Origin of the sequence: Streptomyces chengmaiensis, from assembly GCF_029846775.1 — a bacterium.
GTDB classification, from domain to species: domain Bacteria; phylum Actinomycetota; class Actinomycetes; order Streptomycetales; family Streptomycetaceae; genus Streptomyces; species Streptomyces chengmaiensis.
Map to the genome: position 1 here is coordinate 27,578 of NZ_JARWBG010000006.1, position 13,224 is coordinate 40,801.

Genomic DNA, 13,224 nt, shown 5'->3' on the forward strand with positions numbered 1-13,224 from the left:
AAAGCCGCTCCACCGACCTTTGAGAGATCGACGGAGCGGGTGGTGCCCAGCACCAAGGATCAGACAGTCCACCAAGGTGACATACCTGAGAAATCGTCGCAAGCTAGAAGTACTGGATCAGACCGCCAGGCGGAGGTCCTGACGATGGCCTTCAATGCGAATCAACCATCCCACGAAAAGCTCCGCGCCATCGTGGCCGAGCGAACCTCGCCGATTCTGGTCTGGACAGGTTCCGGCCTCAGCGCAAGCGCGGGAATGCCAACTTGGCCGAGCCTCAAGAAGCAACTTCTTGAGGTGGCAGAGAGAAAAGCTGAAGACTTCCTGCCAGAGGACCGCAATAGGCATCTCCGGAACATCGCATCCATTAGGAATGAAGCGAATTACTGGGTGGCGTTTGAGCGACTCAAAAAGGAGCTTGGATTCAGTACCTGGAATGCCTCTGTCGCTGCCGCACTAACCCCCAACCCACAGAAAGACGTGCCAGCTGAATATGCATCCCTCTGGAGAATTCCAGAGCTGCGTGGAATCATGAATTTGAATCTAGACGGACTGGCAACGCGAGCATTTTCCATAGTCAACCCTGGAGTTCGGCTACTTGAATTTGGCGGCACTCAGGCGGCACGCCTGAGAAACCTCCCAACAGGGAATAACCGCTTCGTGGTAAATCTGCACGGCATTATTGACGATACATCAACGTGGATTCTAACTCACGAGGAGATTAAGCGACTCTCGCGGAATGCCACATACAAGGAATTCATCCGAATTTGTCTTTCGTCGTGGGTCAACCTCTTCATGGGAATCTCTGTCGACGATTTTGCCATTGGGAGTCACCTTCAGTACCTGACAGCCCGAAACCTTCAAGCAAGCCCAAAATTTTGGCTCACTAATAGGGCAGATCAGGAAACCGATGATTGGGCAGAAGAGTCGGGAATTCAGGTCATCAAGTATCATAGCCCAGATGATTCACACGCTGCAGTCGGCGCTTTCCTAGAGGATCTTCTTTCGTACGTCGCGGCTGACGACGAGGATTACCCGCCAGTCACCCCCGAAATCACCCCGGCCAATTCAGGAATTCCAAGCCCGGAAGAACTGACGGGAAAGCCCGCAGAGGAGATTCGGAAGGTTCTGAACGCACACGCTTCTTACCTGTTGTCGACCCCTGGAGGCGAAGGTCTGGACTCCTATGAGCGTTTTGCTCAGAAATATGCTGAGCAGATTCACGCAGCCTGGTTCCTGTCCACAGCCCCAGGAAAGAATGAGTTGCTCGGTCATACGCTCCTGACGGAAGAGGCCTCGGGTGCATTTGGAACCGTATATCGCGCGCGCGGTCCATCTGGCGAGGACGAGGCTGTCAAAATCCTACACTCCAACATCAGGGGCAACAGGGAAAAGCTCACAGCTTTCCGGCGTGGCGTGCGCTCTATGAAGATTCTTCAGGAGCGTCAGGTGTCGGGGATGGTTACCTACAAGGATGCCTCCGAGATCCCGACCTTCGTTTCCATGGAATGGATCGAGGGGCCCAATTTGGCCCAGGCGAAAGAAGCGCACCAAATCGATGACTGGGACATGGTTCTGCGTATTGGAAAGGATCTAGCTCGCATCATTCAAAGTGCACAGTCGCTACCCGAGCGGGTTTTGCATCGGGACATTAGGCCGCCAAATGTCATGCTGGAAGGCCTTTATCACGCTCCAGATGACTGGCGCGTGGTTGTGCTGGACTTTGACCTCTCCTGGCACCGTGGCGCCAGCGACCAGTCTGTACTCTATTCCGCGAGCGGATACCTGGCCCCTGAGCAGATAGCGAGAATCCCAAACGTATCAACCAGGAGTGGGGCGGTTGACTCCTTCGGTTTGGGTATGACTCTGTATTTCCTGTGCTCCGGCGAGGACCCTTATCCGGGTCAGCACACCAGCGAAAAATGGTACACAAGAGTCAACCAGGCCACCGCCATGATTCGGGATACCAAATGGCGTTCCTTGCCTAGCCGCTTCGCGCGCTGCATTCTGATGGCTACGTCTGAGCAACAGGCTCTCAGGATTGACGTTCCAGCTATTGCCAACGAGCTGTCGCGTCTTTGGTCCGCTCACCTAGAGCCGGACCGGGTGACCGACACAGAATTGCTAGCCGAGGAAATTGCTGCTCGGAGTGAAGCGTTGCATAGTTATACCTGGGACTTCGATGCTTCGCTCGCTCGTTACGCCCCACCAACTGGAGTGGTCTACCAGGTTCAGGGGGATGAATCACTAGGTAGGGTGTTGCTGAACATTGAATTCATGTCTATGGGTCAGCACGATCGAAGCAGCCTGTCAAAGTACATGAACGAAAAGGTGCCAGGAGTTGTCGCCACGCTTAAGCGGTGCCAATGGAAAGACGTCCGCGAGCGACATGGAAGGGGTCAGCTAGAAGTCAGCGCCTGGGTTGGTGTCGACCATGCGCCAACACACCTCGATCGACTGGCCGAATCCATCGATGATGCCAGCAAGCTTCTCACGTTCTGACGCCGAACAAGAGTGTGGAACAGCGACCGCATTCGTGCAAGAATCGTGCGGGAACGGACGGGGAGCACCGGGAACCCAGTCCATCGCCGATTAGATGCCATCACAGATCCACCGCACGTCAACCCCGCAGCCCGCCTAATACCCTTTGCTTCCCTGGCTGAAGTTCCCGATACGCCAGCGCAGGTGGAACCTGTATGGTTCCCCACTTCCCCACATGGTGACTGCGAAATCCGTGAGCGGCGCGACGAGGAAGGCTGGGGCGTGCTCGAGGTGGTGGTCCGGTTCTCCGTGGACTATCTGTGGACGGACCCGAACCGACCGAGCGTCTGTTACGGGGCCTTGACCAACCGGTTCCGCTGGGGACGTAAGGGCCCTCCGGAGTCGTGTGCGTCGGGCCGTCTGTGGGCCGTCGGAGGGTGGCCGGGCACGACCAACGACGACCGATGACGGCTGCTGCGCTGCTGGTCGCGGGGGCTTGGGTGTGCAGCCGCCCACGTGGTCAGCGTGCCGGTTCACTTCCTGCGCAACAAGAAGCAGGAGTGGGAGGAGTACCGCTCCGAGGTCACCGCCTTTGAACTGAAGAAGAACCTCCCGGTGCTGTAGCCGGTTCCCGGCGCGGTCGCCGCCCCGGTCCCCCGTGCGGATGCGGATCGCGCGGGGTGCGGGGACCCTGGAGACCGGGGGCCGAACAGCGTCGAGAGGACGACCCGATGTCCGTGATGGACAAGCTCAGGCAGATGCTCAAGGGCCACGAGGAAAAGACCGCGCAGGACGTCGACAGGTCCGGCGACACGGTGGACGAGACGACCCACGGCAAGTACCAGGAGCAGATCGACACGGCCCAGCAGAAGGCCAAGGACCGGTTGCAGCGGGACCCGGAAGCGCCGAGGCGCGAGCAGGACAACCCGCCCCAGGACTGACGCCCCCTGCTACCCGGTCGCGGTGGTGAGGGAGCGCACCACCTCGTGCAACGGCTCGGCGGCGCGTCTGCGGAACTCCTGCACCGCCCAGCCGTTGCCGTCGGGGTCCTTGAAGTAGAGGAACGTGCCCCCGTCCCCGGGGGCGACCTCCACCGGGCCCGTCACCTCGAGGCCGCGTCCCGCCAACTCGTCGCGGGCCGCCCGGATGTCGGCCACCACCAGCTGAAGACCCTGGTACGAGCCGGGGTTAGGCGTCGGCGCGCCGAAGGGCATCGGGACGTTCTCGCCGATGACGACCGAGCAGCCGGATCCTGGCGGGGTGAGCTGGATGAGCCGGGCGCCGCCGTCGGTCCGGAAGTCGATGTCGACGTGGAAGCCGACCTTGTCCCGGTAGAAGTCACGGGCCCGCTCCACATCGGAGACGGGCACCACGATCACTTCGAGCGTCCAGTCCATGGTCAGTTCTCCTTCGGACGCAGCGGGAAGCCTTGCGGCCCTCCGGGCCGGTGCAGAAGAGTGCGGGAGTCTCCCGGATGTACAGAGTGTTGACCGCGCCGCACGCCGGAAATCATCGGGCGGCCCCGGTCAGCCGATTGCCCGAGCGGGCGGGCGGGGGCCCGGAGCAGGCCGGCTGCGGATAGGCTCGGTCCCGGACGTTGGTCGGGCGGTAGAGGCGGGAGACGGCTTGATGACGGTGCCCGGACGCAGAAGCAGTGTCTTCACCCGACTCCTGCGGCACGGCTTCACCGACCCCTCAGCCGCGGAACGGCTGCTGGACCTCCCCGAGATGACGCCTGTCCGCGGCGCCCCCGTCCTGCTCGACGCCCTCGGCGACACCGCCGACCCCGACCTCGCCCTGCGCGGCCTCGTCCGGCTCGTCGAAGCACAGCAGCTCGACGAGCGGCGGGGGCTCCTCGACACCCTGCTCACCGCGAAGCCGCTGCGCGACCGGCTGCTCGGTGTGCTCGGCGCCTCCGAGGCACTCGGCGACCACCTCGCCCGGCATCCGCGGGACTGGCAGGCGCTGCTCGCCTACGAGGCGGCGGATCTGCACCCCGGCGTGGCGGAGTTCGAGCACTGGCTCGCGGAAGCCGAGGACCCGGTCACCCTGCGCATCGCCTACCGGCGCTGTCTCCTCGCCATCGCGGCCCGCGACGTCTGCGGCACCATCGACGTCGCCGAGACCGCCGCCGAACTCGCCGACCTGGCCACCGCCACCCTGCGGGCCGCTCTCGCCATCGCCCGCAGCGCCGCCCCCGAGGACGCCGCGCAGTGCCGGCTCGCCGTCATCGCCATGGGCAAGTGCGGAGGCCGCGAGCTCAACTATGTCTCCGACGTCGATGTGATCTTCGTCGCGGAGCCCATGGGCGGACCGGGCGGAAACGGCGACGGCGACAACGAGACCAGGGCGCTGCGCGCCGCCACCAGGCTCGCCTCGCATCTGATGCGGATCTGCTCCGAGACCACGGTCGAGGGCTCGATCTGGCCGGTCGACGCCAATCTCCGCCCCGAAGGCCGCAACGGCCCCCTGGTGCGCACCCTGTCCAGCCATCTCGCCTACTACCAGCGCTGGGCCAAGACGTGGGAGTTCCAGGCGCTCCTCAAAGCCCGGCCCGTCGCCGGCGACCTCACCCTCGGCGAGTCGTACATCGAGGCCCTCGCCCCGCTCGTCTGGCAGGCCGCGGAACGCGAGAACTTCGTCGCCGACGTACAGAAGATGCGCCGCCGCGTCGTCGACAACATCCCCGCCGCGGAGATCGACCGCGAGCTCAAGCTCGGCCCCGGCGGACTGCGCGACGTCGAGTTCGCCGTGCAGCTCCTGCAGCTCGTGCACGGGCGCAGCGACGCGACCCTGCACAGCGGCACCACCCTGGACGCACTGCGCGCACTGGCCGCCGGCGGCTATGTGGGCCGCGCGGACGCCGCACAGCTCGACGAGGCGTACCGCTTCCTGCGCGCCATGGAGCACCGCATCCAGCTCCACCGGCTGCGCCGCACCCATCTCGTCCCCGAGGGCGAAGCCGATCTGCGCCGCCTCGGCCGCTCGCTCGGACTGCGCACCGAACCCGTCACCGAACTCAACCGCGAGTGGCGTCGCCATGCCTCGGCGGTCAGACGGCTGCACGAGAAGCTCTTCTACCGGCCGCTGCTGGACGCGGTCGCCCAGCTCGCCCCCGGCGAGACCGGGCTCAGCCCCAAGGCGGCGCAGCAGCGCCTCGAGGCGCTCGGATACGCCGACCCCGGCGCCGCCCTGCGCCATCTGGAGGCCCTCACCTCCGGCATGACCCGCGCCGCGGCGATCCAGCGCACCCTGCTGCCCGTGCTGCTCGGCTGGTTCGCCGACTCGGCCGACCCGGACGCCGGCCTCCTGGGCTTCCGAAAGGTCTCCGAGGCGCTCGGCAAGACGCCCTGGTATCTGCGGCTGCTGCGCGACGAGGGCGCGGCCGCGGAGAACCTCGCCCGTGTGCTGTCCGCCGGACGCCTCGCCCCCGATCTGCTGCTGCGCGCCCCGGAGGCGGTGGCGATCCTCGGAGACCCGCAGGGGCTCGCCCCGCGCAGCCGTGAGCACCTGGAACAGGAGGTGCTGGCCGCGGTGGGGCGCGCCGACGCCGCGGAGGCCGCCGCGGCCGCCGCGCGCGGGGTCCGCCGCCGGGAGCTGTTCCGCACCGCGGCCGCGGACCTGATCGCCTCGTACGGCGTCGACCAGAGCCCCGCCGCGGAGCGGGACACGTCCGCCGCGCTCGCCGGGCACGACCGGATCGACCACGGTGCGCTGGTGGACCAGGTGGGCGGCGCCGTCACCGACCTCAACGCGGCCACGCTCTCCGGCGCGCTGCGCGCCGCCGTGCGCACGCAGTGGGGCGACACCCTGCCGACCCGGTTCGCGGTCATCGGCATGGGCCGCTTCGGCGGGTGCGAGCTCGGCTACGGCTCCGACGCCGATCTGCTGTTCGTGCACGAGCCGCGCGACGGCGTGGACGAGCAGGTGGCCGCCCGCGCCGCCCGCGCCGTCGTCGCCGAGATGCGGCGGCTGCTGCAGCTGCCCACGACCGACCCGCCGTTGCTGATCGACGCCGATCTGCGCCCGGAGGGCAAGAGCGGCCCGCTGGTGCGCACCCTCAGGTCGTACGAGGCGTACTACCGCCGCTGGTCGCTGGTGTGGGAGAGCCAGGCGCTGCTGCGCGCCCAGCCGATGGCGGGCGACGCCGAACTGGGGTCGCGCTTCATCGGGCTGATCGACCCGCTGCGCTATCCGGCCGAGGGCCTGGGCGAGGACGCCGTACGCGAGATCCGCCGGCTCAAGGCCCGGATGGAGACCGAGCGGCTGCCGCGCGGCGCCGACCCCACCCTCCACGCCAAGCTGGGGCGCGGCGGGCTGACCGATGTGGAGTGGACGGTCCAGCTGCTGCAGATGCAGCACGGCTGGGCGGAGCCCGGCCTGCGCACCACCCGCACCCGCGAGGCGCTCGCCGCAGCGCACGCCGCGGGGCTCATCGGCACGGACGAGGCGGGCATCCTGGACGAGGCCTGGGTGCTGGCGACCCGCGTCCGCAACGGCGTGATGCTGGTACGCGGCCGCCCCGGCGACACCTTCCCCTCCGACAGCCGTGAGCTGGCCGCCGTCTCCCGCTACCTGGGCTACGGCCCCGGCCATGTGGGAGACATGCTCGACGACTACCGCCGGATCACTCGCCGTGCGCGTGCGGTGGTCGACGAACTGTTCTACGGCGCGGCCCTCTGACCGTTCCTCGGCCGCGCCCGCTTTCCGGCCTCGGCCGTGCCCGCTTTCCGCACCCGCGCAGGACCGCACGGGAGACGTGCCGGAGGTACGCCGGCGCTCGGCGCCGTCGCACACGGTGCGCAGAACGCCCTCCAACGCCCGGCGGTCCTGCTCCGCCGGCCGGCCGGCGAAGTGCTTCTCGAGCTGAGCCGCATGGGCTGTCGGCGTGCGATCCGGCGTCTGGCCGCCCTCGTGCGCAGCACGGCGTAGGGGGGCGCGCCGTTACGGCCTTCGGCCGAGGCGCGTTCCGAGCCCCTGGAGTCCCCCCGGACGGAGTCCGGTGGAGTTCGAGGAGCGGGCGCCCGAGGGCGGCGCCCCCTCCGGCAGCCGCGGCAGCCGGTGCGGCAGCGCCCGGTACCACGCGTACGAGAGCGCGAAGCCGAACGCCAGGCAGATCATGCCGCCCACCGCGTCCAGCCAGAAGTGATTGGCCGTGGCGACGATCACGATCAGCGTGGCCGTCGGATACAGCACGCCGAGGATCTTCGCCCATGGCGCGGCCGCCACCGCGAAGATGATCAGACCGCACCACAGCGACCAGCCGATGTGCATCGACGGCATCGCCGCGTACTGGTTCGACATGTTCTTGAAGTTGCCGGAGGCCATCGAGCCCCAGGTCTCATGGACCAGGACCGTGTCGATGAAATGCTGCCCGTTCATCAGCCTCGGCGGCGCGAGAGGGTACAGGTAGTAGCCGACCAGTGCCACCGCGGTCGTGGCGAACAGCACCAGCCGGGCGGCCGCGTAGCGGCCCGGATGGCTGCGGTACAGCCACACCAGCACGCCGATGGTCACGATGAAGTGCAGGGTGGCGTAGTAGTAGTTCATCGTCACGATCAGCCATGTCACGGAGTTCACGGCGTGGTTGACCGTCTGCTCGACCGCTATGCCGAGCGTCCGCTCGACGTCCCAGATCCAGTCGGCGTTCCGCAGCGCCTGCGCCTTCTGCTCCGGCACGGCATTGCGGATCAGCGAGTACGTCCAGTAACTGACCGCGATGAGCAGTATCTCGAACCAGATCCGCGGATAGCGGGGGGTGCGCAGCGTGTTCAGCCGGTTACGCGCAGGCGCATCCTCTGGGGCCTCGTCCACCATGGGTGACGGGGTAAACGGGGTGGCCCTCTGGCCGTCCAAAGTCTTCACGGTCGTTTCACCCATGGGACGAGAGTCTGCCAGATTCGCCCCCCACACTGATCATCCCTCGGGTGGGCTAATGGCGCACCCGCTGAATCCTGCGGAGGACCCGCCCCCTAGGGGCGGGCCCCCTCGCTCAGGCCGCCTGACCGGGCCCGGAGGCGGTCGAGCCGCGCACCACCAGCTCCGGCATGAAGACGAACTCGCTGTGCGGCGCCGGTGTGCCGCCGATCTCCTCCAGAAGCGTGCGCACCGCCGCCTGCCCCATCGCCGGAACCGGCTTGCGGACCGTGGTCAGCGGCGGGTCCGTGAACGCGATCAGCGGGGAGTCGTCGAAGCCCACGACCGAGATGTCGTCGGGCACCCTCAGGTCCCGCTGCCGCGCGGCCCGTATCGCCCCCAGCGCCATCATGTCGCTGGCGCACACCACCGCCGTGCACCCGCGGTCCATCAGCGCCGAGGCGGCCGCCTGGCCGCCCTCCAGGGTGAACAGCGAGTGCTGGATCAGCTCCGCCTCGACCGTCTCCGGGGCGAGCCCCAGCTGGTCTCCCACGGCCCGGACGAAGCCTTCTATCTTCCGCAGTACGGGCACGAAGCGCTTCGGCCCCAGCGCCAGACCGATCCTGGTGTGGCCCAGCGACGCCAGATGCGTCACCGCCAGCGTCATCGCCGCCCGGTCGTCGGGGGAGATGAAGGGCGCCTGCACCTCCGGCGAGAAGCCGTCGACGAGGACGAACGGCACCCCCTGTGCCCGAAGCCTGGCATAGCGCTGCATGTCGGCGGAGGTGTCGGCGTGCAGCCCCGAGGCGATGATGATCCCGGCCACGCCCCGGTCGACCAGCATCTCGGTCAGTTCGTCCTCCGTGGACCCGCCCGGGGTCTGGGTGGCGAGCACCGGGGTGTAGCCCTGGCGGGTCAGCGCCTGTCCGATCACCTGTGCCAGCGCGGGGAATATCGGGTTCTCAAGCTCCGGGGTGATCAGCCCGACGAGTCCCGCGCTGCGCTGGCGCAGCCGCACCGGACGCTCATAGCCGAGAACGTCCAGCGCGGCCAGTACGGACTGGCGGGTGGTCGCGGCGACTCCGGGCTTTCCGTTGAGGACGCGGCTCACCGTCGCTTCGCTGACCCCCGCCTGGGCTGCGATGTCTGCCAGTCGTGCGGGTGCGGTCACGGGATGCGACTGTACCGGGCGCATCTCAGACTGCCCACCAGACGCAGGTCTCGCCCGGGATGCGCACGGCCGCGCCGCTGAACTCCAGCGCCGCGGAGGCCAGCACCGGCCGCCCCGGCACCGGCATCTCGGCCTCCGTGTCCAGGGTGTTCAGGGTGCACACCAGACCGGGCCGGCGGAAGGTCAGCATCCCGTCGGGCCCGGGCAGCCACTCCATCTCCCCGTCGCCCAGGCCGTCCAGCTGCCGCCGCAGCGCCAGCGCCGAGCGGTACAGCTCCAGCGTGGAGCGCGGGTCGCCGGTCTGCGCCTCGACCGAAAGGCCGGCCCAGGCGTCGGGCTGGGGCAGCCATGAGCCGCCGGGGCCGAAGCCGTACGGGGCCTTCGCCCCCGACCAGGGCAGCGGCACCCGGCAGCCGTCCCGCCTGCCGTCCTGGCCGTCGCCGCGGAAGAACGCCGGGTCCTGGCGCACCGCGTCCGGCAGGTCCTCCACCTCCGGCAGACCGAGCTCCTCGCCCTGGTACACGTAGACGGAGCCGGGGAGGGCGAGGGTGAGCAGGGCCGCGGCACGGGCCCGCCGCAGCCCCTGCTCCCCGCCGCCGTAGCGGGTGGTGTGCCGGACGACGTCGTGGTTGGAGAGCACCCAGGTGGTGGGCGCGCCGACCGAGCGGGTCGCCAGCAGCGACTCGTCGATCACCCGGTGCATCGCGGCCGCTTCCCACTCACAGGTCAGGAACTGGAAGTTGAACGCCTGGTGCAGCTCGTCCGGGCGGACGTACAGCGCGAGCCGCTCCGCGTTGGGGGCCCAGGCCTCGGCGACGCCGATGCGGTCGCCCTCGTATCCGTCGAGCAGCCGCCGCCAGGAGCGGTGGATCTCGTGCACTCCGTCCTGGTCGAAGAACGGCAGCACCTGTGCGCCGATCAGCTTCGCCTGCTCGCTCAGCCCGATGTCCGGCAGCCCCTCGGCCTTGACCATGCCGTGGGCGACGTCGATGCGGAAGCCGTCCACGCCCAGGTCCAGCCAGAAGCGGAGGATGGAGTCGAACTCCTCGCGTACCGCGGGGCTGTCCCAGTTGAGGTCCGGCTGCTCGGGCGCGAACAGATGCAGATACCACTCGCCGTCGGCCGTGCGGGTCCAGGCGGGGCCGCCGAAGACGGACTCCCAGTCGTTCGGGGGCAGCTCGCCGTCCTCGCCCTTGCCGGGGCGGAAGTGGTAGAGCTGCCGCTCGGGTGCGTCCGGGCCGCCCGCGAGCGCCGCCTGGAACCAGGTGTGCCGGTCGGAGGTGTGGTTGGGGACGATGTCCACGATCACCCGCAGCCCCAGCCGGTGGGCCTCGCGTACCAGGTCGTCGGCGTCGGACAGATCGCCGAACAGCGGGTCCACGGCCCGGTAGTCGGCCACGTCGTAGCCGCCGTCGGCCTGCGGGGAGGCGTAGAAGGGGGTGAGCCAGACGGCGTCCACGCCCAGGTCCGCAAGGTACGGAAGACGCTCTCTGATGCCCCGCAGGTCGCCGATGCCGTCCCCGTCGCTGTCGGCGAAGGAGCGCACGTACACCTGGTAGATGACGGCGTCACGCCACCAGCCCGCGGAGTGTGCGGCGGTCGGGCTGCTGGGCATGGGAGCGAGCTCCTGGGTCATGTACGTTCCCTCGTTGGTCGTCAACTGCGTGGTACCGCTTCTCTGCTCTGTCGTGCTGGTCAACGCGCGGTGCGCGGACCGGATACGAAGCCGGTCGGGCCTGCGGCGCGGCTCACCCCTCTGCACACCCTTCGGCTCATCTCTCGGCACATCCCTCGGCTCATCCCTTGGTTCCCCCTGCGGTGAGCCCCGCGACCAGATGGCGCTGCGCGAAGAAGAACAGCAATCCGGCCGGGACCATGATCAGTACGGAGGAGGCCGTCATCAGGCCCCACTCGGCGCGGTGCGGGCCGACGAAGGTCTGCAGGCCGACCGCGAGCGTGTACTTGCCCTCGCTGCTCATGAAGGAGGTGGCGAAGGCGACCTCGCTCCAGGCGGTGAGGAAGGTGTAGAAGGCCGTGACCGCGAGGCCCGGCCGGGCGAGCGGGATGATCAGCCGCCAGAAGGTGCCGAACGGGGTCAGTCCGTCGACCCGGCCCGACTCGTCGATCTCGGTGGGGATGGTGTCGAAGTAGCCCTTGAGCATCCAGGCGCAGAACGGCACCGACACCGAGCAGTAGGTGATGATCAGTCCGCCGTAGCTGTCCAGCAGCCCCAGCCGGCCCAGGATGTTGTAGAGCGGCACGATCAGCACCGCCACCGGGAACATCTGGCACAGCAGGAACGACCACATCAGCGACTTGTCGCCGGGGAAGCGCATCCGGGAGACCGCGTAGCCGGCGCTGGCCGCGATCAGCACGCCCACCAGCATGGTGCCGCCGGCGACGATCGCGGAGTTCATGAACCACGTCAGGAACTCGGTGTCGCCCAGGACGTGGGTGTAGTTCTCCAGCGTGAAGCCGGTCATCTCCATCGGGTGGGTCCAGCCGTTCTCACCGCGGATCGAGACCAGCACGATGAAGACGATCGGGAACAGCGCGATGAGGGAGGCGACGACCAGGGTGGCGTGCAGCGCGACGGACGCGGCCGCCGAGCGCTCGCCGCGGCCGCGCTGCCGGGGTGCGGGGGCGGTCGCCTCCGGGGCCGGGAGCTTCTCGGGCGAGCGGGCCGGGGTGCTGACGGTGCTCACTTGGCGACCTCCTGGCGGCTGAGCATCCGGCGGTAGAAGACGGAGAAGACCAGGAGCAGGGAGAGGATCACGATGCCGTACGAGGCGGAGCCCGCGTAGTCCCGTACGCCCTGGAAGGCGAGGCGGTAGGCGTAGGTCACCAGGATCTCGCTCTCGGTGCCGCCGGCCTGGCCGATCACCAGGTAGATGATCGGGAACATGTTGAAGGTCCAGATGGTGCCCAGCAGGATGATCGTGCTGGAGACCGGCCGCAGCCCGGGCACGGTCACATTCCAGAACCGCTGCCAGGCCGAGGCGCCGTCCATCTCGGCCGCCTCGTGCAGCTCCCTGGGGATGGACTGCAGACCGCCGAGGATGGCGACCATCATGAACGGCACACCCAGCCAGGTGTTGACGGCGATCACCGACAGCTTCTGGATCGTCGGGTCGCCCAGCCAGTCCACCGCGCCGATGCCGATCTTGGAGAGCAGCGCGTTGAGGACGCCGTTGTCGGTGTTGTACATCAGCTTCCAGGCGAAGGCGGCGACGAACGCCGGGACCGCCCACGGCAGGATCAGCAGCACCCGGTACAGGGAGCGGCCGCGGATCTGCCGGTTCAGCAGCATCGCCAGGCCGAGGCCGATGGTGTAGTGCAGGAAGACGCAGCTGGCGGTCCAGATGACCGTCCAGGTCAGCCGGGGGTAGAAGGACCCCTCCTGGCCGGACAGGATGTGCCAGTAGTTGTCGAGGCCGACGAACCGATAGCTCGCCGGGACCTCGAAGTCGCCGATCACACGGCCGATGTTGGCCTCGTTGGCGTCGGTGAAGGAGAGGTAGATGCCGCGGCCCAGCGGGTAGCCGACGAGCACGGCGAGCACCACGACGACCGGCAGGACCATGGCCCATGCGTACCAGTGCGTGGCGAAGGACCGTCTGGTCTTGGTGACGGTCTTGGCTATCAGGGTGCTCATCTCTCTCCGTAAGGACCGGCCGGACTGTACGAGGACGGTGGACCGGCCCGGTCGGCTGGGCGCG

The 13,224-nt window shown here is 68.0% G+C and carries 9 protein-coding genes and 1 pseudogene; 4 read left to right on the plus strand and 6 right to left on the minus strand.

Annotation, left to right across the window (positions count from 1 at the left end; genetic code table 11):
* The first annotated feature begins 42 nt into the window (after positions 1 to 42).
* The 3 genes and pseudogenes from QCN29_RS07770 to QCN29_RS07780 all read left to right on the plus strand — a co-directional run bounded on the left by QCN29_RS07770 (position 43) and on the right by QCN29_RS07780 (position 3,419).
* A complete protein-coding gene (locus QCN29_RS07770; protein WP_279926994.1) occupies positions 43 to 2,499 on the plus strand; it encodes a protein kinase domain-containing protein in 2,457 nt (818 codons plus the stop codon).
* A 516-nt stretch (positions 2,500 to 3,015) separates the two neighbouring features.
* Positions 3,016 to 3,102, plus strand: a pseudogene (locus QCN29_RS07775) (glutamine synthetase); the annotation flags it as partial.
* A 107-nt stretch (positions 3,103 to 3,209) separates the two neighbouring features.
* Positions 3,210 to 3,419, plus strand: a complete 210-nt coding sequence (locus QCN29_RS07780; RefSeq protein ID WP_279926996.1) for an antitoxin — start codon at positions 3,210 to 3,212, stop codon at positions 3,417 to 3,419.
* 9 nt (positions 3,420 to 3,428) lie between these two features.
* Here the strand turns inward: QCN29_RS07780 and QCN29_RS07785 are convergent, their stop codons facing one another.
* A complete protein-coding gene (locus QCN29_RS07785) occupies positions 3,429 to 3,875 on the minus strand; it encodes a VOC family protein (RefSeq protein ID WP_279926997.1) in 447 nt (148 codons plus the stop codon).
* Between the two features lie 232 nt (positions 3,876 to 4,107).
* Between QCN29_RS07785 and QCN29_RS07790 the strand changes: the two genes are divergently transcribed.
* Positions 4,108 to 7,161: a bifunctional [glutamine synthetase] adenylyltransferase/[glutamine synthetase]-adenylyl-L-tyrosine phosphorylase gene (locus QCN29_RS07790; protein ID WP_279926998.1), complete on the plus strand. Its 3,054-nt coding sequence runs from the start codon at positions 4,108 to 4,110 to the stop codon at positions 7,159 to 7,161.
* 261 nt (positions 7,162 to 7,422) lie between these two features.
* Here the strand turns inward: QCN29_RS07790 and QCN29_RS07795 are convergent, their stop codons facing one another.
* From QCN29_RS07795 to QCN29_RS07815, 5 genes are all read right to left on the minus strand, one after another.
* Positions 7,423 to 8,358: a phosphatase PAP2 family protein gene (locus QCN29_RS07795; protein WP_279926999.1), complete on the minus strand. Its 936-nt coding sequence runs from the start codon at positions 8,356 to 8,358 to the stop codon at positions 7,423 to 7,425.
* Between the two features lie 112 nt (positions 8,359 to 8,470).
* Positions 8,471 to 9,505, minus strand: coding sequence for a LacI family DNA-binding transcriptional regulator (locus QCN29_RS07800; protein WP_279927000.1), 1,035 nt, complete (start codon positions 9,503 to 9,505; stop codon positions 8,471 to 8,473).
* Between the two features lie 25 nt (positions 9,506 to 9,530).
* Positions 9,531 to 11,141 carry a glycoside hydrolase family 13 protein gene (locus QCN29_RS07805; protein ID WP_279927001.1) on the minus strand — a complete coding sequence of 537 codons (1,611 nt, stop codon included), beginning with the start codon at positions 11,139 to 11,141 and terminating at the stop codon, positions 9,531 to 9,533.
* A 160-nt stretch (positions 11,142 to 11,301) separates the two neighbouring features.
* Positions 11,302 to 12,210 (minus strand): sugar ABC transporter permease, encoded by a 909-nt coding sequence (locus tag QCN29_RS07810; protein ID WP_398859146.1) that lies wholly within the window; start codon positions 12,208 to 12,210, stop codon positions 11,302 to 11,304.
* The gene (locus QCN29_RS07815) at positions 12,207 to 13,160 is read right to left on the minus strand and encodes a carbohydrate ABC transporter permease (protein WP_279927002.1); all 954 of its coding nucleotides are present in this window, start codon (positions 13,158 to 13,160) and stop codon (positions 12,207 to 12,209) included. Before QCN29_RS07815 ends, QCN29_RS07810 begins: the two co-directional genes overlap by 4 nt.
* Positions 13,161 to 13,224: the final 64 nt, after the last annotated feature.

Excerpts from the sequence above, each read along its gene's own strand:
- QCN29_RS07790 (WP_279926998.1), top strand. The coding sequence starts at position 4,108 with ATGACGGTGCCCGGACGCAGAAGCAGTGTCTTCACCCGACTCCTGCGG.
- QCN29_RS07785 (WP_279926997.1), bottom strand. The coding sequence starts at position 3,875 with ATGGACTGGACGCTCGAAGTGATCGTGGTGCCCGTCTCCGATGTGGAG.
- QCN29_RS07780 (WP_279926996.1), top strand. The coding sequence starts at position 3,210 with ATGTCCGTGATGGACAAGCTCAGGCAGATGCTCAAGGGCCACGAGGAA.
- QCN29_RS07795 (WP_279926999.1), bottom strand. The coding sequence starts at position 8,358 with ATGGGTGAAACGACCGTGAAGACTTTGGACGGCCAGAGGGCCACCCCG.
- QCN29_RS07805 (WP_279927001.1), bottom strand. The coding sequence starts at position 11,141 with ATGACCCAGGAGCTCGCTCCCATGCCCAGCAGCCCGACCGCCGCACAC.
- QCN29_RS07815 (WP_279927002.1), bottom strand. The coding sequence starts at position 13,160 with ATGAGCACCCTGATAGCCAAGACCGTCACCAAGACCAGACGGTCCTTC.